This is a genomic window from Lentzea sp. NPDC059081, assembly GCF_042738015.1.
Taxonomy (GTDB): Bacteria; Actinomycetota; Actinomycetes; order Mycobacteriales; family Pseudonocardiaceae; genus Lentzea.
In genome coordinates, this window is record NZ_JBHYGW010000013.1 from 64,301 (window position 1) to 82,805 (window position 18,505).

Sequence of the window (18,505 nt, forward strand, 5' to 3'; positions counted from 1 at the left end):
TTACCATGCGTTCTCGTGACTGATCTGGTGCTGGCACTGGACTTCGGCGGCACCAAGATCGCCGCCGCCCTGGTGGACTCCCGCGGCTCGGTGGTGCGCTCGGCGCGCGTGCCGACGCCCGCCTCGGACCCGTGGGAGGCAGTCGTCTCCCTGGCGTCCTCGGTGGTCGGTGACGCCGAGGTGGCGGGCGTGGGCATCGGCTCGGCCGGCCCGCTCGACGCGGTCGCCGGCACCGTCTCGCCGATCAACGTGCCGTCGTGGCAGGCCTTCCCGCTGCGCGCGTCGGTGGCGTCGCTGTTCCCCGGCGTGCGGGTGGAGCTGGCGGGCGACGGCGTGTGCATGGCGCTCGGCGAGCACTGGCGCGGCGCCGGGAGGGGCAGCACGCACATGGTCGGCCTGGTCGTGTCGACCGGCGTGGGCGGCGGCCTGGTCCTGGACGGACGCCCGTTCGGCGGCCGCACCGGCAACGCGGGGCACATCGGCCACATCGTCGTGGAACCGGGCGGCGCGCCCTGCACCTGCGGCGGGCGCGGGTGCGTGGAGACGGTCGCATCCGGGCCGCGCATGGTGACGTGGGCCCGGCGAGCCGGTTGGCAGGCGCCGGACGACGCCGACGCGGCGTTGCTCGCGGCCGCCGCGCTGGCCGGTGAGGAGATCCCGCTGGAGGCCTTCGACCGGGCCGGTCAGGCGGTGGGGATGGCGATCGCCGGGGCTGCGGCGGTGTGCGACCTCGACCTGGCGGTCATCGGGGGCGGGGTGGCTCAGGCCGGGGAGCTGTTGTTCGAGCCGGTGCGGCGGACTTTGAAGACGCACGCCGGGTTGTCGTACTTGGCCGGGCTGGAGGTTCGGGCGGCGGAGCTGGGTGGGGATGCCGGGCTGGTGGGGGCGGCTGCGCTGGTGCGGTGAGGCCGGGCTGGCTGTTGGCCTGGCCAAGAGGTGAGTGGACGGGCGCTGCCTTCGCGCGAGTTGCCGGGCCCCAGGTCGGCTGGCCGGGTGCGCTGGGTCGCCGGGCGCGCTTGCGCAAGGGTCCCCCTGGATTTGGCGTCCCCCGCGACCCAACTTACAGATGAGGTCTGACACTCCGGGCGCCGTTGAGCGTCAGACCGCTTGGCGGGTGTGGCGCAGCGGTGACTCCACTCTGGCCACCGCCACCCCTGCCGACTCCAGGGCGGTGCGGACGGTGCGGGCGATCTCCACGGCGTTCGGGGTGTCGCCGTGCACGCAGATCGAGTCCGCCTGGATGCGGACCGGGCGTCCGGAGACGCTGCGCAGCCAGCCCTCGGTGGCCAGTTGGACGCAGCGGGCCGCTATTTCGGCCGGGTCTCGCAGTACTGCGCCTGGTTCGCTTCGGGGGACCAAGGTGCCGGCTGTGGTGTAGGCGCGGTCGGCGAAGGCCTCGTGCCAGATTCGGAGGCCTGCCACCGAGGCTCGTTTCAGCCAGACGGCTCCTGGTGGGCCCAGTACGGCGAGCGTGGGGTCGAAGAGGCGTACTGCGTCCACCACGGCGTCTGCCTGGGACTCGTGGCGGACCAAGGTGTTGTAGAGGGCGCCGTGTGGTTTGACGTACGAGATTCGGGTGCCGGCTGCTCGGGCGAAGACGGCGAGGGTGCCGAGTTGGGCGAGGATCTCGTTGGTGAGGGTGTCCGGGGCTACGTCGATGAAGCGGTGGCCGAAGCCTGGCAGGTCGTTGTAGCCGACGTGGGCGCCGATGGCTACGCCTGCCGCGGCGGCTGAGGCGCAGGTTTCGCGCATGGTGTCGGCGTCGCCGGCGTGGTAGCCGCAGGCGATGTTTGCGCTGGTCACGATCTGCAGGAGGGCCTTGTCGTCGCCTAAGGTCCAGTGGCCGAAGCCCTCGCCGAGATCCGCGTTCAGGTCCATGGCCACCCCTCCATCGAGCTCCGGTTGTTGGATCGTGGGATTGTTGAACGATTCTACGATAGTGCAATCGAACGATCCTGCAAATAGACTGGATCGGTGAGTGAGACGTGGGTGTCGACGCTGGCGCAGGGCAAGGCCGACCTGGAGCGCGCGAGCACCGCGCAGAAGGTCGCCGACATGCTGCGGGAGCGGGTGCTCGACGGCGAGCTCGAACCCGGTCTGCGGCTAAGCGAGGAAGCGATCGGCGGCGCGCTCGGGGTCAGCCGCAACACGCTGCGGGAGGCGTTCCGGCTGCTCACCCGCGACCGGATCCTCGTGCACGAGCACAGCCGCGGGGTGTTCGTCCGCAGGCCCACGGGCGACGACGTGCGCGACCTCTACGCCGCGCGCAGCGTGATCGAGTGCGGAGCGCTCCGGCTGTGGGACGACGTCAGCGACGCGCAGCGCGAAGCGGTGAGGGCGCCCGTGCGGCAGGCCGTGGCCCGCGCGGAGAAGGGCGACTTCACCAAGACCGGCAGCGCGAACATCCAGTTCCACCGCGGCATCGTCGGTCTCGCCGGCAGCTCCCGGCTGAGCGACGAGTGCGACCGCCTCTTCGCCGAGCTCATGCTGGCCTTCCGGGTCGCGCACGAGGTCGAGGCGTTCCACCAGACGTACCTGCCGTGGAATCGCAGGATTGTGGAATTGTTGAACAATGGGACTGTTCAACAGGCGGTCGACCAGCTCGACGAGTACTTCCACGCCGCTGAACAGGATCTTGCGGGCCGCCTGCGGGCCGAATAGTCCAAAGGGAACGTTAAGCCGAGTGCAACGATTCCGATCACGAGGCTGACGGCACGTGTGATCAGGCCTAACATCCGCGCAACACCGCGTACACGGAGGGCCACCATGCCGTCGGATCACAAGACCGGCTTGCGCTGGAGCAACTGGAACCTGCTGCTGATAGTTCCGCTGCTCATGCTCATCACGCCGTGGTTCAACATCGACGAGCCCCGGATCTTCGGGCTCCCGTTCTTCTACTGGTACCAGTTCCTGTTCGTGCCGCTCGGCGTCCTGTGCGTCGGCCTCGTCTACGTCAAGACCAAGGACGAGCCCGTGGTCACCGGCAAGCCCGACAAGCTCGGCGTGGACGACCTGGACGAGGGAGCGAACTGATGCAGTGGACCGAGCTGATCGTCTTCAGCGTCCTCTTCCTGCTCGTCACCGTGATGGGCTTCCTGGCGGCGCGGTGGCAGAAGGGCGACACCCTCGAACACCTCGACGAGTGGGGTCTCGGCGGCCGCAAGTTCGGCAGCTGGATCACGTGGTTCCTGGTCGGTGGTGACCTCTACACCGCGTACACGTTCGTCGCGGTGCCGGCGCTGATGTTCGGCGCGGGCGCTCTCGGCTTCTACGCGCTGCCGTACACGGTGATCCTCTACCCGATCGTCTTCCTGCCGTTGGTGCGCATGTGGTCGGTCAGCCGCGTGCACGGCTACGTGACGCCCGCCGACTTCGTGAAGGGCCGCTACGGCTCGCACTGGCTCGCGCTGATCATCGCGATCACCGGCATCGTCGCGACCATGCCGTACATCGCGCTGCAGCTCGTCGGCCTCGAAGCGGTGCTGCGGTCCATGGGCCTCAACGGGTCCGGCCTCCTCGGCCACCTGCCGCTGTTCATCGCGTTCGTGATCCTCGCGCTTTACACCTACCAGTCGGGTCTGCGGGCGCCGGCGCTGATCGCGTTCGTCAAGGACATCCTGATCTACCTGGTCATCCTCGTCGCGATCGTCTACCTGCCGGCGAAGTTCGGCGGCTGGGGCGAGATCTTCAACGACGCGCAGGCCAAGTTCGACGCCACGCCGAACAAGGCCGACGGCATCCTGCTCACCGGCTCCAACCAGCTGCAGTACGCGACGCTGGCGCTGGGCAGCGCGCTCGCGCTGTTCCTCTACCCGCACTCGCTGACCGGCATCCTGGCGAGCCGCGGCCGCAACGTCATCAAGCGCAACATGGTCGCGCTGCCGGCGTACTCGCTGCTGCTGGGTCTGCTGGCGCTGCTCGGTCTCGTCGCGATCAGCGCGGGCACCAAGCCGATCGTCAACCAGGCGACCGGGCGTCCCGACACCAACACGATCGTGCCCGAGCTCTTCGGCGCGAACTTCCCGTCGTGGTTCGCGGGCATCGCGTTCGCGGCCATCGGCATCGGCGCGCTGGTGCCGGCGGCGATCATGTCGATCGCGGCGGCGAACCTGTGGACGCGCAACATCTACAAGGAGTACGTGAAGAAGAACGCGACCCCGGCGGAGGAGGCCAAGCAGGCCAAGCTCGCGTCGCTGGTCGTGAAGTTCGGCGCGGTGGCGTTCATCGTGTTCGTCGACCCGCAGTTCTCGATCGACCTGCAGCTCATCGGCGGCGTCATGATCCTGCAGACGCTGCCCGCGGTCGCGATCGCGCTCTACACGCGCTGGTTCCACGTCTACGGCCTGGTCGCGGGCTGGGTCGCCGGCATGGGTTACGGCATGTGGCTGCTCTACACGATCGGCAACCCGGCCGTCGGCAAGGCGCACTTCGCCGGCTCCGCGCTGCCGCTGGGCAACATCTCGCTGTTCGGCTGGCACCCGTTCGGTTCCTCGACCACGCAGATCTACGTCGGCGCCGTCGCGCTGTTCGTCAACCTGCTGGTCGCGGTGGTCGTCACGCTGATCGCCAGGCAGGCCAAGGCGTTCAACGGCACGGACCAGACGGACCCGTCCGACTACCACGTCGACGAGGACAACCCGCGGGTGAAGCCCGTGGCCGCCGCTCACTGAGACGTAGCAGTTAACGCAATGGGCCACCCGCCGGTTACGGCGGGTGGCCTTCTTCGTTGAGATGGACCCGTGAAAACCATTGCCGGACTGGTCGGCCTCACCGCCGCCGCACTCGTCCTGAGTCCCTCCGTCGCGCAAGCACAGGACTCGACCTGCTACGACACCGCCGCGCCGTTGACCGTCGAGGAGCAGCGGCTCGACGACACGCTCGTCACCGGTGGCCCCGCCGTCGGGCCCGCGCTCGTGAAGCTCGCCGGCTTCGACGGCCGCGTCGCGGACTTCACCGCCAAGCTCTGCCGCCAGGCGGTGTCCAAGCAGGCACAGCAGTTCGTGGAACGCGAGGGCGACGCGCTGTGGAAGGCCGCCGTGGCCCGCGCGCAGAGCACGAAGCCGTTGGCGCACGACGCCTACGACGACCGGCCGCTGTACTGGGCGCGCCTGCAGCTCAGCAGCGCGCTGCGGCAGTGGAAGCCGCGCTTCGCGTTCTCGCCCGCCGACCGCGCGAAGCTGATCCAGCGTTTCGACTGGGCCTCCCGCGGTCTGAGCGACGAGAAGTTCCCGCTCAGGCCCGGCGTGCGCAAGATCGCGGTGACGGGCTTCGACCCGTTCCAGCTCAGCGGCGCGAACGTGCGGCGCGCCAACCCGGCGGGCGCGGCGGCGTTGCAGCTCGACGGCCGCGAGATCGACACGCCGACCGGCAAGGTCGTGCTGCAGGCCGCGGTGCTGCCGGTGCTGTGGGGCGGGTTCGACGAGGGGATCGTCGAGCAGTTCTACGGAACGGCGTTGCAGCAGAAGCCCGACGCGTTCGTGACGATCAGCCAGGGACGTCCCGGCCGGTTCGACGTCGAGCGGTGGGCGGCGCGCTGGCGCGGCGGCTTCGGCGACAACAACGACATCAGCTCGTACGGCAGCGTCCCGAACGCTCCCGGCTGGCCGCAGCCGTCGGACGAGTTCATCGAGACCTCGCTGCCGTACCAGAAGATGATCGACGCGGGCACCGGCCCGTTCACCGTGAACTACAACCTGGCCTTCTGCGAGTGGGTGGCCGTCGGGTCGCAGCAGTCGTGCCGCACGGACCAGCCGACGCCGGGCAGGGTCGCGGCCAGCGGTGGCGGCGGTGACTACCTCTCCAACGAGAGCATGTACCGGGCCAACCGCCTGCGAACCGGCTACGGCGCGACGAACGTCCTCGGCGGACACCTGCACACCCCGGTGCTCGGCCAGCCCGCCGACCCGGCCGCGCTGACCGACGAAGCCTTCGAAAAGCAGCGTCGGGACATCGCGGATCAGGTGAAGGCCCTAGTCTCTGTGGTGTGACTCGTGTGCGGCTGGCGGTGGCAATTGTCCTGAGCACGTTGGCGCTGTCCGCGTGCGCGATCCAGGTGGGAGGGCAGGCGGTCCCGGGACCGATGCCGTCCACCGCCTCCGCCGCCGCACCCACGCTGCCGAAGCCGGGGCAGTGCATGAACGCCTACGAACTGAAGGTGCTGCAGTGCACCGACTCGCACGAGGCCGAGGTGATGAGCGTCGGTGAGCTCAGCGGCCTCTCGACGACCTACCCGGACACGCAGGCGCTGCGCAAGGCCGCGCTCCCGCCGTGCCGTCAGACGCTCGCCGACTACCTGGGCAGCGCGGACGCCGACGCGACGCGCCTGCGGGTCTGGGCGTTCTGGCCGAACGAGCAGGGCTGGAAGGACGGGCAGCGCTGGCGGCTGTGCACCGTCGTGGAGATCAGCCCCGACGAGAAGCCGCTGGCGCGCAAGGGTTCCGTGAAGGACGTCCTCAAGGGCAACGGCTTCTCGACGTTCCAGACCTGCACCCAGGGCTCGCCGTCGAAGGACCAGGAGGTCAAGGTCGTCGCGTGCAACACGCAACACCTGGCCGAAGCCGTGCCCGGTGGTGTCGTGTCGCTCGGCAAGTCCAGCGACCCCGCTCCGTCCAAGGAGCAGATGAACTCGATCGCCAACGACAAGTGCACCAAGGCCGTGCACGACTACCTGGGTTCGAGCAAGCGCACCGACGTGTTCCCGGCGTGGCGCAACCCCGGTTCCCAGGCGTGGTCAGAGGGTTGGACCAACGCCGTCTGCTACGCGGAGGCCACCAAGGCCTTCAACGGCACCCTCTTCGGCATCCGGGACAACCCGCTGCCGAACTAGCCCGGCGATCACGACCATCAGCACGGCGGCCAGGGACAGCACCAGCATCGCGATTCCCGCGATCCCCACGGCACACCTCCCTTTCCGCCTTCGGTGACGATCTTTGTGATCGCCATCACGTACCTAGGACGTTCCCGGGACGGGCGAGGTTCATTCCCGCGGCAAGACCATTTGCTGGAGACGTTGCAAGGCCTTAACACAAACGCTAGGGATGGCGGAACCGGTGCCGCCAGTCGGCCCAGGACGGTCCCCAGGCTTGTCCACAGCTATCCACAACATGTGCACAGAACAGTCCACAACTGTGGACAACTTCGTCCCATGTGGACTACGAGCTGCACGGACTCAGAGGAAATTGCTGCACAGGACCACGCCGGCTGCGGTCCCGATGGCTAAACCAACGAGAAACACGACTGTGTACCGCCACCACGGCGTGCGGGCCGGTGGAGCGGGCGGCACCGGGTAGTAGCGCACGATGCCCTTGGTCGGTCCGACCTCGACGTCGCGCTGGGTGCCGTCGTAGTGGAGGCCGCCGAGGAAATCCTCGTCCTGCGTCACGCCACTAGTAGTACCTCAAAGAGGTGACCCACCGGTCGCCATTGACCGGTGGGTCACCGAACACCTGAAGTTGTTACCCCAGGCGCTGCTTCAGCGCAGCCAGCTCGTCGCGCAGCGTGGTCGGCACCTTCTCGCCGATCTTCGCGAACCACTCCTCGACCAGCGGGATCTCGGCGCGCCACTCGTCGGCGTCGAACTGCAGCGAGGCCTCGATGTCCTCCCGCGACGCGTCCAGGCCCTCGAGGTCCAGGTCGTCCGCGGTCGGCACGTAGCCGATGGGGGTCTCGACGGCGGCGGCCTTGCCCTCGAGGCGCTCGATGGCCCACTTCAGCACGCGCGAGTTCTCGCCGAACCCGGGCCACAGGAAGCGCTTGTCCTCACCGCGGCGGAACCAGTTGACGTAGAAGATCTTCGGCAGCTTGTCGGCGTCGGCGCGCTTGCCGAGGTCGACCCAGTGCTGGAAGTAGTCGCCGGCGTTGTAGCCGATGAACGGCAGCATCGCCATCGGGTCGCGGCGCACGACGCCGGTCTTGCCGACCGCGGCGGCCGTGGTCTCCGACGACAGCGTGGCGCCCATGTAGGTGCCGTGCTGCCAGTCGCGCGACTCGGTGACCAGCGGGATCGTCGTGGCGCGGCGGCCGCCGAAGAAGATCGCGCTGATCGGCACGCCGTTGGGGTCGTCCCACTCGGGCGCCTTGATGTCGCACTGGTCGATCGGCGTGCAGTAGCGGGAGTTCGGGTGCGAGCTGAGCTCCTCGCTGTCCGGCGTCCAGTCCTGGTGCTTCCACGAGGTGAGGTGGGCGGGCGGCTCGCCCATGCCCTCCCACCAGATGTCGCCGTCGTCGGTCAGCGCGACGTTCGTGAACAGCGAGTTGCCCTTGGCGATGGTGCGCATCGCGTTCGGGTTGGTGTGGTAGTCGGTGCCGGGCGCGACGCCGAAGAAGCCGTTCTCCGGGTTCACCGCGTACAGGCGGCCGTCCTCACCGAAGCGCATCCAGGCGATGTCGTCGCCGAGCGTCTCGACCTTCCAGCCGGGGATGGTCGGCTCCAGCATGGCGAGGTTCGTCTTGCCGCAGGCCGACGGGAACGCGGCGGCGATGTAGTACGCCTTGTTCTCCGGCGAGGTGAGCTTGAGGATCAGCATGTGCTCGGCGAGCCAGCCCTCGTCGCGCGCCATCACGGACGCGATGCGCAGCGAGTAGCACTTCTTGCCGAGCAGGGCGTTGCCGCCGTAGCCAGAGCCGTAGCTCCAGATCTCGCGCGTCTCCGGGAAGTGCGAGATGTACTTGGTCGTGTTGCACGGCCACTGCACGTCTTCCTGGCCGGGCTCGAGCGGCGCGCCCAGCGAGTGCAGCGCCGGCACGAAGTCCGCGTCGTCACCGAAGACGTTGAGGGCCTTGGTGCCCATGCGGGTCATGATGTGCATGGAGACGACGACGTACTCGGAGTCGGTGATCTCGACACCCAGCATCGGCTTCTCGGCGTCGAGCGGGCCCATGCAGAACGGGATGACGTACATCGTGCGACCGCGCATGCAGCCCCGGTACAGCTCGCGCATGATGGCCTTCATCTCCGAAGGGTCCATCCAGTTGTTCGTCGCGCCCGAGTCCTCCTCGCGCACGGAACAGATGTAGGTCCGCTCCTCCACGCGCGCGACGTCGCTCGGGTCCGAGGCCGCCCAGAACGAGTTGGGCTTCTTCTTGAGCGGCACGAAGGTGCCGGCGTCGACGAGCTTCTTCGTGAGACGGTCCCATTCGCCCTGAGACCCGTCAGCCCAAACAACCTCGTCGGGGCAGGTCAGCTCAGCGACTTCCTGAACCCATGCGAGCAGACGCGCGTGGTTGGTGGGTGCGTGTTCGAGACCGGGAATGGTCACTGCCGTCATCTCGTCTCGTCTCCTGACTGAACGCCTCGGCAACCCGAGGACGTGGTGGTCCGGTGCAGGACTTCGTCGTCCTCGGGAATAGCTCCAGACGCCCGGTGGGGCCGGGCGTGCGTGGAAGGGGATGGACTGAGGTTAGCCCGATGAATGGCAGGTAAAGCACCCCCAGCCTGTCGCTTGCCTCACAAAACCGATTCTGGAATCGATTCAGCACTCGGTTGGAGTTAAGACCGCCTGAAGATGGGAAAAACACAAGAGGCCCCGGTGCGGTTCTCACCACACCGGGGCCTGTGACCTGCGCTTCAGTTCTGACGTCAGTTCGGGCTGATCCACTGCCCGGTGGTGGAATCGATTCGGACGACACCGTCGAACCGTTCTTCCTCGAACCAGTCGTCCGAGTCGTCCAGAACGCCGCTCTTCGAGTCGGTCACGTACCGGCCGTCGGACTCGATGTGCCCGTGCTCGACCTCGACCCAGTCGTCCCCGCGCTGCTCGGACATCGTGACCTCGCCGGATCGCGTGATCTCGGTCGCCAGGTCGGCCTTGCCGTCGCCGTTCTTGTCGGTGAACAGCCACGTGTCACCGTCGTCGTCACGGACCACCGCGGTGTCGGCCTTGCCGTCGCCATCGGTGTCCTCGGTCGCCGGGCCGACCTTTCGCTCACCTTCGTCGGTGGTCACGACAATCGCCTGGGAAGACGAAGAATTTGTTTTTTCCTGGTGGTTGTCGTTGGGGTCGACCGCAACCCACTCACCGGAATTCTCCTCGAACCGCGCCTGGCTCAGGAGATTGCCGTCCTTGTCGAACGTGCTCATCAGATCGGCGTCGCCATCGCCGTTCGTGTCGGTGAACGCGAGATGACCGCCGTCATCGGTCTCGACCACGGCGGAGTCGTTCACGCCGTCCTGGTCGAGGTCGAAGGTGACGTCGGCGGTGTACTCCTCGTCCTCGACGGTCACCTTCAGCTCGGCGTCGGCCGCACCGTTCTCGTCGATGTACACCGGGACACACCTCCTGCTTGCTCATGTACCGGTATGACCCACGTTATGCCGGTTTGGTTCCGTCGCCAACCGTTTGCGCCCGTGTCGTTTAGGCGCGGTCGCGCACCGAACGGATCCGACCGAGTAGCTCCTCCGCCTTCGACCTGCCCTGCTCCACCTCCGCCAGCTGCCGGGTGGCGGACTGCAGCTCGCGGCCCCGCTCACCCGCCTCCATCCGCAGGGCGCGGTCGACCTCGCGCAGCTCGGCCTCGATCGCCTCGATCCGCTTGGCCAGCGCCTCGTCCAGGGCCAGTGACAACGCCTGCTCGGCCTCGATCAGCTGCTCGGCCGCCAGCTGGTCCACTGTGGAGCGCGCGTCGGCGATGGCGTCGGAGAGCCACTGCTTGACGTGCTGCTTCTCGGCGGTGTGGGTGCGGGTGCGGGCCATCCACCAGCCCGCGCCCAGGCCCAGGGCGATGGTCACCGGGAGGACCACCGGGTTCAGGACGGCGATGCCGAGGCCGGCCAGGGGCATCACGGCCAGCTTGCCGGCGCCGAGGCCGCCGGAGACGCCCATGAACACCAGCAGCTTGTCCTCCGCGGTCGGCGGCCGCTTGTCCTTGGGGCGCACCACGACCGGGAGTTGCTCGCCGCGGGCGAACTGGCCGCGGATCAGGGTCAGCTCCTCCGCGGAGAACAGGGTGGCCAGCACGGCGTCGGTGACCTGGGCGAGGCGGACCGAGAGTGCGGTGGAGATGCGGCCGGAGACTACCTGCAGGGCGGTGTCGACCTGGTGGGGCAGCGCGCCCAGGGCCGTGCGGTCGGCGGCGTCGATGGCCTGGCGGTACCAGGTCTGGAGGTCGCGCATCTGGCGGGAGATCTCGTGCGAGTTCTCGACGCGGGCTCGTTGGATCTCGCCGCGGAGGCGGACCTGCCAGCCTCGGGTGGACGAGCGGCGTTCGGTTTGCAGTTCCTCGCGGCGGGCGCGGAGGATCGCGGCTTCGTCCTCGCCCACCGACAAAGCGCGTTTCTCGTGTTCCAGACGGATTTCGAGTTCCGCGAGAACGGTCGACAACGCGCGCAAAGCATTGGCCTCGGCCAGCATTCCGGCGCGACCCGCGACGAGTTCCTGCAACGCGGTCTGCAATGCGGAGATGCCCGAACGTTCGCGAAGCATGGACGCCGCGTCCGGGTTCGGGGCCTGGGCGGCCATGTCGAACATGCGCGACGAGACGGGGTGGAAGGTCGCGTCGGCGAAGCGTGGCGCGTGTTCGGCCAGCAGGGCGCGGTCGGCGTCGAGGACCTGGCGCCAGCCGCGGTACTGGTCGGTCTTGGTCAGGGCGAAGACGACGGTCTCTACGCGGTCGCCGACGCGCTTGAGGAAGTCGAGCTCGCCGCGCGTGAACGGAGACGAGGCGTCGACGACGAAGACCAGGGCGGTGGCCGAGGTGACGGCCTCCAGCGCCAGCTCGCCGTGCACCGACTCCAGGCCGCCGACGCCGGGGGTGTCTACGACGGACATCCGTTCCAGCAACGGGATCGGGGCGTCGACCTCGACGTAGCGCGGGGGGAGCTCGCCTTCGGGCAGCTCGTGGGCAGCGGAGACCCAGTTGATCAACGCGGGCAGCGGGAACGTGACGGGCGCGAGCACGCCGGGGTAGCAGGCGCGGGCGGCCCACGACGAGCCGTGCTGGAAGACCAGGTAGGTCGAGGTGGCCACGTCGGCGTCGACCGGGGACAGGCCCGGCGTGGCCAGCAGGGCGTTGACCAGCGACGACTTGCCACGGTTCGTCTCGCCGACGATCACGACCGACGACACCTCCGGCGCCGCGCGACGGGTGACCCAGTCGGCCATGGACGGGTCGAGGTCGCGCACGAGGGCGGTGAGACGTTCGCGCGTCTGCCGGACCGTCTGGGAGAGGGTGCTCATCGGGCCGTGTAGACCGTCACGATCGGTGCCCGCAGCACGCGGCCGCGGTCGGCGAAGCCGGGAACCTCGGTCTCGGCGACCAGGCCCAGCAACGACAGGTCGTCCGTCGGCACGGTTCCGGCCGCCTCGTGCTGCGACGGGTCGAAGCGCTGGCCGTCGGCCCGCACCGCCACGACCCCGATGGCCGTCAGGCCTTCCTCGATGCGGGCGACCACGCCGGCACTGGCGCGGTCCAGCGCGTACAGGCACAGCTGGACCAGGGCGCGGCGTTCAGCCAAGGCCTGGTCGAGCAGCTCGTCGGCGATGGTCTCCACACCGTGGTCCGACGCCAGCTCGCCCGGTTCGGTTCCGTTCACGCTCATCGGTGCCCCCCAGCACGTAGTCGCTGCCAGATGAGGAAGTACGCCCGGTGGACGACGTGCGCCACCCGGGCCTGCGCCGGCGTCGCGCCGAAGGAGGCGAACGACCGCCACCAACCAGCGCGTTCGAGCGCGTACGCGATCAGTTCCGGCAGCGGGCGACCCTGCAGGCCGAGCTGTCCCGGCACGTCCGGGGTGCTGCCGACGCGCAGCACCTCCTCCGTCAGGTCCGGTGCCAGCGCGACCGCACCGGACGACACCAGCGTCAGCGCCTCCAGCAACCGCAGCTGGTGCGCCTCCGGCCGGGCGAGCAGGACCTCGATCGCGTCGTGCACGCGCTGCCGTTCGCCCGCATCGCCCGAGGCCAGCGACGTGACCGACGCCAGCGCGGCCGCCGCTTTGATGCCGTCGGCACGTGCGCGGAACACGGCGTCCAACCGACCACGAACAGCGGCGAACCCGGACGCGTCGAACAGCACCCGTCGCAGCGCACCGGCGGTCAGGTTCGGTTCGGCGTCGAGGGCGGCGAGCGCGCGGCCGATGCCGTAGAGGTCGAGCTTCTCCAGCAACCGCGACCGCACGCCCGCCGCGACGTCGCACTCCCACGACGTGAAGAGGTCGCCGGACATCAGCATCATCGTGCGGCTGTCCGCGTCGAGGGCCGCGAGCTGCCGCAACGCCTCCGCGTCCGCCGAGGTGAACTCGCCGGTCTCCGCGGACTCGGCGAGCAGGCTGATCACCGGCAGCACGTCGGCGACCCGCGGCTTGAGCAGCTGCGCCTGCTTGCCGGCCAGGATCTCCGCTGCCCGCCAGACGTCGCCGTCCGAACCCTCGACGGTCTCCGGCGCCACGGCGTCGACCTTGTTCAACGCGGCGATGGCGTTGACCGGCCCTGCTTCGCGGGACGCGGTCGCGGCGGTGAAGGCCGCGATGGTCGAGTGGTCGTCCGCGCGCACGCCCTGCGTCACGACGTAGAGAACCGCCTCGGCACCGGCGACTGCGTTGCGCGACACGGGATCCAGCAGTTCCTCGGTGCGGGCGACCGAAGCCGCGTCCAGCGAACCGAGTCCAGGCGTGTCGATGACGGTGAAGTCGCGCAGCACCGCGTTCGTCAGGTACGCCTCGATGTGCGAGATGCCGTCCACGCCCAGAGAGGCGGGGATCATGCCGTTGGCGTCGAACGGCAGCACCTGGCGCCGTCCGTCCTGGAGCACGACTTCGATGCGGTCGACGGTCCCGTACTGGTAGCGCGTGACGAGCCGGGTGCACTCGCCGATGTCCGTGGGCGCGACCCGGCGGCCGATCAACGCGTTGACGAGCGTCGACTTCCCGGACTTGATCCGCCCGGCCACCGCGACCTGCAACGGCGCGTGCAGCCGGCGCAGCACCTCCTGGAACCCGGCGGCGGTCTGCGGGGAGACCTGCGGCTGCAGCGCGACGCACAGGTTGGCCACCGCCGCACAGAGCGGACCAGCCAGTTGTTGTCCCTGCAACGCCGTCACGAGCACGAATCGTGCCACGGTTTGTGCGCGGATGTGCGCGGGTAGCCACCGTGCATGGGTGACAGCTACGTGACGTTCCTAGTGCTGGGGATCGTCCTGGTCGTCGTTGACGGCCAGCTGATCTACCACAGCGGCAAGGGATACCTGCGACGCGCCGCGTACGACGACGAGCAGGCCGCCGGCATGATGAAGCTGACGGCAGTCCTGTTCCACCTCGTCGTGCTCGGTCTGCTCGCGCTGGTGTCGATCGCCAAGGTCGAGACCGGTGACGCGGTGAAAGACGTGGTCGTGAAGCTGGGCATCGTGCTCCTGCTGCTGGCGCTGGCCCACGGCGCGACGATGGCGATCCTCGCGAAGATCCGTGATCGTCAGGTGCAGCAGCAGCTCGCGGACCAGATGGCCGAGGAGCACCGCATCTACGAGGAGCGCCAGGCGGCGCGCATCAGCGAACCGCGGCCCGCGCCCAAGATCGAGTCGCCTTACTCACCCAAGTAGTGGGCTCGCACGGCGTTCAGTGCCTCCCCCTCACTGGCGCCGAGTGACCGAGCCACGGCGACGAACTCCGCCGCAGCGGCGGAGAGCGGGTCCGGTGCATGCGAAGGCAGGGCAGCCACGACGGTGCCCTGCCTTCGTCCTGTCGTGAGAACGCCCTCGGTCTCCAGCTCGCGGTAGGCCCGCGCGACCGTGCCGGCGGCGAGCCCGAGGTCGGCGGCCAGCTGGCGGATCGTCGGCAACCGCGCCCCGACCGGCAGCACTCCACCGCTGATCAACCGGACGAGCTGGTCCCGGACCTGACGCCAGGGCGCGACACCGTTCTCGACGTCGACGACGATTCTCGGGGCTGTCATCTCTTGATCTTCATGTGCTTCGGTGTCGTGTTGGCCATCGCGATCCACGCGAGGATGCCGACGAGACCGATGGCACCCTGGTCGATCATCACCCCGGCCAGCGCCGCGCCGAGTCCCGCCGACACGTGCACGCTGCGGGTCCGCAACGCCACGTCGACGACCTGCTCACCGCCGGCGGGCCTGGCCACAGCAGCCCAGATGATCACCGCGACGGCCGCCGCCGACAGCGCGAGCCACGGGAGCCGGCCCCACTGCTGCGCGTGCACGAGGTACGCCGCCGCACCCGCCACGATCAGCACGTACGCGCCCAGCACCCACTTCGACGCGATGTCGAACAGGCCGCGCGGGGTGAGCGTCGCCGTCCGGAGCGCGTCCCGCCGGGTGCGCAGCGCGAGCAGCTCGGCCAGCAACGTGCCCGCCAGGCCGACCACGACGAGCTGCAGGTGGCTGTCCACCCACTTCGGCACCAGCGCCACCGCGACGAAGAGCACGGGGTAGAGCAGGCGCCGCCGCTTGAGGTAGCGGATGGCCTCCGCGAACTGCTCGGGCGTCGGGTCCGGCACCTCCCACCGCTTCAGCAGGCGCTTGGCGGTGCTCTGCGTCGGCCACAACAGCACGAGCAGCACGAGGCCGTAGACCGCGGCGATCACGACGTTGATCAACATCCCGCCCCCTCAGGTTTGTACCAACCCCTCGACACAATAACTCACACTGAAGTAGTACGCGAGGTCAGCCCGTGGCGCGACGCGCGGCAGTTCGATCCGCACCTAATCTTGTGCGGTGCGGAGGTTCAGCCTGTGGATGAAGGCTCACCCGGCGTTCGGGGACTCCCTGATCGCCGGGCTGTTGTTGCTCTTCGACTTCGGCTTCGGCGTCTCCGCGGTGGACCGGGGCGTGTCGTTCTCCGCGTTCTTCGCCGTGACCCTGCTGATGCTGGGCCCGCTGCCGTTCCGCCGCTACCACCCGCTCGGCGCCAGCTACCTGATCCTCGCGGGCGGGTTCCTGCAGCTCTTCACGCACGGCGGTGAGCTGGGCATCCCGATCAGGATGTCGGACTTCGCCCTCGCCATCGCCCTGTACACGCTGGTCGCGAACATCGGCCGCAAGGCAGCCCTGATCTACTCGTGCTGGCTGCTCGCGGGCACGCTGCTCTGGGCGATCTTCCAGGTGGGCGAGCTCCAGGCCGTCTTCTTCGTGTTCCTGATCTTCGTGATCTTCGGCTTCAGCTGGGCCATGGGCGAGTTCGTGGGCGCCCGCCGCGCCTACCAGAGCGAGATGGAACAACGCCTGGTCCTGCTGGAGACCGAACGCGACCAGCAGGCCAAGATCGCGGTCGGCGAGGAACGCTCCCGCATAGCGCGAGAACTGCACGACGTGGTCGCCCACGCGGTGAGCGTGATGATCGTCCACGCCGACGGCGCCGCCTACACGATCCGGTCGCAACCGGACGTGGCCGAGAACGCGGTCCGCACCATCGCCGAGACAGGCCGCCTCGCCCTGACCGAGATGCGCCGCCTCCTGGGCGTCCTGCGCAGCGAGGACACCGAGACCCAGTGGGCCCCCCAACCCGACGCGCGAGGCGTGGTCGAACTGGCCGAGAACACCAGGGCGGCGGGCGTCCCGGTCCGCCTGGAGATCACCGGCGACGTCGACGACCTCCCGGCGGGCGTGGGCCTGAGCATCTACCGCATCGTCCAGGAAGCCCTGACCAACACCATCAAGCACGCCGGCTCGGGCACCACGGCCACGGTCCGCCTGGCCAGGACGGAGGAGGAGCTCCGCCTGGAAGTCCTGGACAACGGCTTCGGCACCCCGCACGACGTGGTCAAGGTGTCCGGCGGCAACGGCCTCATCGGCATGCGGGAACGAGCGGCCGTGCTGGGCGGCGAGTTCGAGGCGGGCCCCAACCCCGGCGGCGGCTGGCGAGTCCGCGCGACATTCCCACTAGCCGCATAAGGTGATCGAGTGATTCGGGTGCTGTTGGTAGACGACCAGGAACTGATGCGCATGGGCTTCCGCATGGTCCTGGGCGCACAGGAGGACATCGACGTCATCGGCGAAGCCGCCGACGGCCTGGACGCGGTGCAGATGGCCGACAAACTGCGCCCCGACGTGGTCCTGATGGACGTCCGCATGCCCGTCCTGGACGGCGTGGAGGCGACCAAGCGCATCACCGAGGCCAACACGGCCAAGGTCCTGGTCATGACCACCTTCGACATGGACGAGTACGCGCTTTCGGCCCTGCGCAACGGAGCCAGCGGCTTCCTGCTGAAGGACACCCCGCCGTCGGACCTGGTCTCGGCCCTGCGCGCAGTGGCCTCGGGCGACGCCGTGGTCTCGCCGTCGGTGACCAAGCGCCTGCTGGGCCGCTTCCTGGGTGACGGCGGCGGCGAACTGCGCGACGCCACCGTCCTGGACGTCCTGACCGAGCGCGAGCGCGAGGTGCTCGTGCTGATCGCCAAGGGCCTGTCGAACACGGAGATCGCGCGGAAGCTCTTCCTGTCGGAGGCGACGGTGAAGACGCACGTGGGACGGATCCTGGCGAAGCTGGAACTCAGGGACCGCGTGCAGGCCGTGGTGCTCGCCTACGAGACGGGCCTGGTCCGCCCAGGCGACGCCTGACCGCGAGGCCGAAGCCGAGCCGGAGCGAAGGCGAAGCCGAGCCAGCTTTTCAAGGGGACGCGGTGGGGTGGGTCCGGGGCAGAGCCCCGAGCTTTTCACCGATACTTCAACGGGTCAGCATCAACGACAACCCCAGCAATCCGAGGTTGAACAACGTCATCCCACCACCGCCCCCAATCAGGCTGGGACCCGTCAAGATCGGTGAACCCGTACTCCCTCTTCAACCGCCAAGAAGACAGGCACTGCCCAGCAAACCGCCGCCGCTCCGGATCAGCCGCCACACAGGCAAGACCGCGCCCAAGATAATGAGGCGTCTCGGACAACGCGTAATCCGGCACCTGCGAGACCGCATCCCGCCAGTTCTCCTCAGTGACCCCGAACGTCTCCAACATCTGCTCGGACCGCAAAAACCCAGGCGTAGCAGCAACAGCAGTCACATGAGGAAACTCGGCAAGATCCTTCGCCAGCACCTCCCCGAACCGCCGCACCGTGTTCTTCACAGCGTCATAGGCGAGGTTGACGAAGTAGGCCTCCCCGTCCTCCCCATCGGTGACCTCGACGACCAGCCCGGAATCAGACCGCAGCACCAACGGCATCAACCGGTGCAGCGCAACGAGATGCGTCTCCACCCCGTTGCGGAACATCCGCAACTGCCGCTCGAGATCGTGCTCCCAGAACTTCCCCCACTCGACGAGGTTCTCGCCACCCCAGGCGTTGTCGACGAAGATGTCGAGCCGATCTCCGATCCGTGCGGCCAAAGCGTCCACATCGGACGGAACGGTGAGGTCGCACCGCACGGCTACCCCACGGCCACCGGCTGCGTCCACCAACGATGCCGTCTCCTCGATCGTCTCCGCACGACCGACCTCGGACTGCTGCTCACGCGTCGTCCGCCCCGCCACGAACACGGTCGCGCCGGCCGCTCCCAGCTCCACGGCGATGGCCCGTCCCGCACCGCGGGTGGCCCCCGTGACGACGGCGATCTTCCCGCTCAAATCAGG

The 18,505-nt window shown here is 68.7% G+C and carries 19 protein-coding genes; 9 read left to right on the top strand and 10 right to left on the bottom strand.

Going from position 1 to position 18,505, the window contains the following annotated elements:
* Nucleotides 1-15: 15 nt before the first annotated feature.
* Complete coding sequence (locus tag ACFWV3_RS26575; RefSeq protein WP_382414761.1) at nt 16-906, top strand: ROK family protein; 891 nt, start codon at nt 16-18, stop codon at nt 904-906.
* A gap of 192 nt (nt 907-1,098) precedes the next feature.
* Here ACFWV3_RS26575 and ACFWV3_RS26580 read toward each other — a convergent pair whose 3' ends face one another.
* Nucleotides 1,099-1,878: a LamB/YcsF family protein gene (locus ACFWV3_RS26580; protein ID WP_382414763.1), complete on the bottom strand. Its 780-nt coding sequence runs from the start codon at nt 1,876-1,878 to the stop codon at nt 1,099-1,101.
* 96 nt (nt 1,879-1,974) lie between these two features.
* On the opposite strand from ACFWV3_RS26580, the gene ACFWV3_RS26585 reads away from it, so the two are divergent.
* The 5 genes from ACFWV3_RS26585 to ACFWV3_RS26605 all read left to right on the top strand — a co-directional run bounded on the left by ACFWV3_RS26585 (nt 1,975) and on the right by ACFWV3_RS26605 (nt 6,826).
* A complete protein-coding gene (locus ACFWV3_RS26585; RefSeq protein WP_382414765.1) occupies nt 1,975-2,661 on the top strand; it encodes a GntR family transcriptional regulator in 687 nt (228 codons plus the stop codon).
* A 105-nt stretch (nt 2,662-2,766) separates the two neighbouring features.
* Complete coding sequence (locus ACFWV3_RS26590; protein WP_382414767.1) at nt 2,767-3,033, top strand: DUF3311 domain-containing protein; 267 nt, start codon at nt 2,767-2,769, stop codon at nt 3,031-3,033.
* A complete protein-coding gene (gene mctP, locus ACFWV3_RS26595; protein WP_382414769.1) occupies nt 3,033-4,670 on the top strand; it encodes a monocarboxylate uptake permease MctP in 1,638 nt (545 codons plus the stop codon). The genes ACFWV3_RS26590 and mctP overlap by 1 nt, the downstream gene beginning before the upstream one ends.
* A gap of 69 nt (nt 4,671-4,739) precedes the next feature.
* Complete coding sequence (locus ACFWV3_RS26600; RefSeq protein WP_382414771.1) at nt 4,740-5,987, top strand: hypothetical protein; 1,248 nt, start codon at nt 4,740-4,742, stop codon at nt 5,985-5,987.
* Entirely contained in the window at nt 5,984-6,826 is an 843-nt protein-coding gene (locus ACFWV3_RS26605; protein WP_382414773.1) for a septum formation family protein, read from the top strand. The genes ACFWV3_RS26600 and ACFWV3_RS26605 overlap by 4 nt, the downstream gene beginning before the upstream one ends.
* A 342-nt stretch (nt 6,827-7,168) precedes the next feature.
* On the opposite strand, the gene ACFWV3_RS26610 is transcribed toward ACFWV3_RS26605, so the two are convergent.
* The 6 genes from ACFWV3_RS26610 to ACFWV3_RS26635 all read right to left on the bottom strand — a co-directional run bounded on the left by ACFWV3_RS26610 (nt 7,169) and on the right by ACFWV3_RS26635 (nt 14,052).
* Complete coding sequence (locus tag ACFWV3_RS26610; protein WP_382414775.1) at nt 7,169-7,381, bottom strand: hypothetical protein; 213 nt, start codon at nt 7,379-7,381, stop codon at nt 7,169-7,171.
* Nucleotides 7,382-7,454: 73 nt separating this feature from the next.
* Nucleotides 7,455-9,266: a phosphoenolpyruvate carboxykinase (GTP) gene (locus ACFWV3_RS26615; RefSeq protein ID WP_382414777.1), complete on the bottom strand. Its 1,812-nt coding sequence runs from the start codon at nt 9,264-9,266 to the stop codon at nt 7,455-7,457.
* A gap of 311 nt (nt 9,267-9,577) precedes the next feature.
* Nucleotides 9,578-10,264 carry a DUF6802 family protein gene (locus tag ACFWV3_RS26620; RefSeq protein WP_382414779.1) on the bottom strand — a complete coding sequence of 229 codons (687 nt, stop codon included), beginning with the start codon at nt 10,262-10,264 and terminating at the stop codon, nt 9,578-9,580.
* An 88-nt stretch (nt 10,265-10,352) separates the two neighbouring features.
* Entirely contained in the window at nt 10,353-12,173 is a 1,821-nt protein-coding gene (locus tag ACFWV3_RS26625; protein ID WP_382414781.1) for a dynamin family protein, read from the bottom strand.
* Nucleotides 12,170-12,535, bottom strand: a complete 366-nt coding sequence (grpE, locus tag ACFWV3_RS26630; protein ID WP_382414783.1) for a nucleotide exchange factor GrpE — start codon at nt 12,533-12,535, stop codon at nt 12,170-12,172. Before grpE ends, ACFWV3_RS26625 begins: the two co-directional genes overlap by 4 nt.
* A complete protein-coding gene (locus ACFWV3_RS26635; protein WP_382414785.1) occupies nt 12,532-14,052 on the bottom strand; it encodes a dynamin family protein in 1,521 nt (506 codons plus the stop codon). The genes grpE and ACFWV3_RS26635 overlap by 4 nt, the downstream gene beginning before the upstream one ends.
* A gap of 36 nt (nt 14,053-14,088) precedes the next feature.
* On the opposite strand from ACFWV3_RS26635, the gene ACFWV3_RS26640 reads away from it, so the two are divergent.
* Entirely contained in the window at nt 14,089-14,529 is a 441-nt protein-coding gene (locus tag ACFWV3_RS26640; protein WP_382414787.1) for a hypothetical protein, read from the top strand.
* Here the strand turns inward: ACFWV3_RS26640 and ACFWV3_RS26645 are convergent.
* Nucleotides 14,514-14,882 carry a GntR family transcriptional regulator gene (locus ACFWV3_RS26645; protein WP_382414789.1) on the bottom strand — a complete coding sequence of 123 codons (369 nt, stop codon included), beginning with the start codon at nt 14,880-14,882 and terminating at the stop codon, nt 14,514-14,516. The genes ACFWV3_RS26640 and ACFWV3_RS26645 overlap by 16 nt on opposite strands.
* On the bottom strand, nt 14,879-15,547 hold the full coding sequence (locus ACFWV3_RS26650; protein ID WP_382414791.1) for a hypothetical protein: 669 nt from the start codon (nt 15,545-15,547) through the stop codon (nt 14,879-14,881). The genes ACFWV3_RS26645 and ACFWV3_RS26650 overlap by 4 nt, the downstream gene beginning before the upstream one ends.
* A gap of 115 nt (nt 15,548-15,662) precedes the next feature.
* Between ACFWV3_RS26650 and ACFWV3_RS26655 the strand changes: the two genes are divergently transcribed.
* Nucleotides 15,663-16,838 (top strand): sensor histidine kinase, encoded by a 1,176-nt coding sequence (locus tag ACFWV3_RS26655; RefSeq protein ID WP_382414793.1) that lies wholly within the window; start codon nt 15,663-15,665, stop codon nt 16,836-16,838.
* Between the two features lie 9 nt (nt 16,839-16,847).
* Nucleotides 16,848-17,504, top strand: coding sequence for a response regulator transcription factor (locus tag ACFWV3_RS26660; RefSeq protein ID WP_109629817.1), 657 nt, complete (start codon nt 16,848-16,850; stop codon nt 17,502-17,504).
* 95 nt (nt 17,505-17,599) lie between these two features.
* Here the strand turns inward: ACFWV3_RS26660 and ACFWV3_RS26665 are convergent, their stop codons facing one another.
* On the bottom strand, nt 17,600-18,499 hold the full coding sequence (locus tag ACFWV3_RS26665) for an SDR family oxidoreductase (RefSeq protein ID WP_382414796.1): 900 nt from the start codon (nt 18,497-18,499) through the stop codon (nt 17,600-17,602).
* Nucleotides 18,500-18,505 lie beyond the last annotated feature (6 nt).